Source organism: Arthrobacter sp. H41, from assembly GCF_000520535.1.
GTDB lineage: Bacteria > Actinomycetota > Actinomycetes > Actinomycetales > Micrococcaceae > Arthrobacter_D.
Genome location: NZ_KI914841.1, coordinates 5,242 through 6,988, shown reverse-complemented (window position 1 = coordinate 6,988; position 1,747 = coordinate 5,242). Strand labels below are relative to the sequence as shown.

Here is a 1,747-nt window from a genome sequence, read left to right as displayed (position 1 = left end):
GCGAGGCGCGGGCCCGGGTCCGGGCCGAACTTCCGGTGCTGGAGAGCCTGGGGCTGTAGCTGGACTAGCTCGACGGTGCGAGCAGGATACTCGTGACCGGCAGGGAGGAATCGGTGGCGAACCCGATGCCGCTCGGTGCGCCGCCGGCCATCACCACCTGCGCACCGAGGGCGGCCACCATGGCGCCGTTGTCGGTGCACAACGACGGCGGGGGCACGGTGAGCTCGATACCCGCGGCCGCGCAGCGCTCGGCGGCGAGCCCGCGCAGGCGTGCGTTCGCCGCGACTCCCCCGCCCAGCAGCAAATGCGTGATGCCGTTCTCGGTGCAGGCGAGGACGGCCTTGGCCGTGATGACGTCCACCACGGCCTCCTGGAACGACGCCGCGATGTCGGCTACCGGCACCGGCTGCCCGGCGGTTTCGAACTGCTCGATGCTGCGCGCCACAGCGGTCTTCAGTCCGCTGAACGACCAGTCGTAGCGGTGCGGCCCGGGCTGCTCCGCGGAGCCCATGTACTTGGGCTGGGTGAGCCCCCGGGGGTAGCGGATGGCGGTGGGGTTCCCCTCCTTCGCCACCCGGTCGATCGCCGGACCGCCGGGGTAGCCGAGGCCGAGGATCCGTGCCGTCTTGTCGTAGGCCTCACCCGCGGCGTCGTCGATGGTGGAGCCGAGCAGTTCGACGTCGGTGGCGATGCTGCCCACCCGCAGGATCTCGGTGTGCCCGCCGGAGACCAGGAGCGCCCCGAGATGGGGTGGGAGCCCGTGGGGAAACGTGTCTCCCAGCATCCCGACACCCACGTGGGCCACGAGGTGGTTGATCGCGTAGAGCGGTTTGCCGGTGGCCATGGCGAGCGCCTTCGCCGCCGAGACTCCCACCATGAGTGCACCCGAGAGTCCGGGACCTGCGGTCACGGCGATGGCGTCGACCTCCTCGAGGGTGACGCCGGCATCGTCGAGGGCCTGCCGGAGTGTCGGCACGAAGGCGTCGAGGTGCGCGCGTGACGCGATTTCGGGGATGACGCCGCCGAAGCGCACATGCTCCTGCATGGAGGAGGACACCGTGTTGGCGAGCAGCCGGGTGCCGGCCACCAGCCCCACACCCGTTTCGTCGCACGACGATTCGATGCCGAGTACCAGGGGTTCGATGCGGTTCATCGGCTGTCCTCCGGGATGGTTTCGGACGAATTCGAGGCGTCTGCCTTCGGGGCAGGAAGTGCCAGCCGCATGATCCAGGCGTCCACGCCGTCGCGGTAGTACTTCCGGCGGGTGTGGATGCGCTCGAAGCCGAAGCGGGTGTAGAGCTGCTGGGCGCGGGGGTTGTCGGCGCGCACCTCGAGCATCACGTTGTCAGCACCCCGCCGGGCTGCCTCGGCGAGGAGTTCGGTGAGCAGTGCGCGGCCGATGCCCCGGCCCTCGAATGCGGGAAGCACCCCGATGGTCTGGATGTCCGCGGTAGTGTCCACGTACATCAGGCCCGCGTAGGCGACCATTTCGCCGTCGACCTCGGCCACGACGTAGCGCCGCGTGTCTGGCTGGAAGAACTCGTCGTAGAACATCTGGAGCGGCCAGGCGTCGACAGGGAACAACTTGTTCTCCAGCCGTCCGACTGTTCCGATGTCCTCGAAGGTGAGGTCCCGCAGGGTGAAGCTCACAGGAGTGCCCGCTTTCGCGGCCCCGGGACTTTGGCGTCGGATTCCCGCAGGTACAGGGGCGTCGTGTCGCGGAGGGGAAGCCCTCGCGCGAGGCTTC

Annotated in this window: 2 protein-coding genes and 1 pseudogene; all 3 read right to left on the bottom strand. The window is 69.4% G+C overall.

Translation table 11 applies throughout. The annotated features are described in order from the left end of the window. Nucleotides 1–64 precede the first annotated feature (64 nt). Nucleotides 65–1,153: a tRNA (adenosine(37)-N6)-threonylcarbamoyltransferase complex transferase subunit TsaD gene (gene tsaD, locus Y705_RS0116005; RefSeq protein WP_026533577.1), complete on the bottom strand. Its 1,089-nt coding sequence runs from the start codon at nt 1,151–1,153 to the stop codon at nt 65–67. Next, nucleotides 1,150–1,650: a ribosomal protein S18-alanine N-acetyltransferase gene (gene rimI / locus Y705_RS20745; protein WP_049822900.1), complete on the bottom strand. Its 501-nt coding sequence runs from the start codon at nt 1,648–1,650 to the stop codon at nt 1,150–1,152. Before rimI ends, tsaD begins: the two co-directional genes overlap by 4 nt. Further along, a pseudogene (locus tag Y705_RS23340) lies at nt 1,647–1,747 on the bottom strand (tRNA (adenosine(37)-N6)-threonylcarbamoyltransferase complex dimerization subunit type 1 TsaB); the annotation flags it as partial. The pseudogene Y705_RS23340 and the gene rimI, both read right to left, overlap by 4 nt.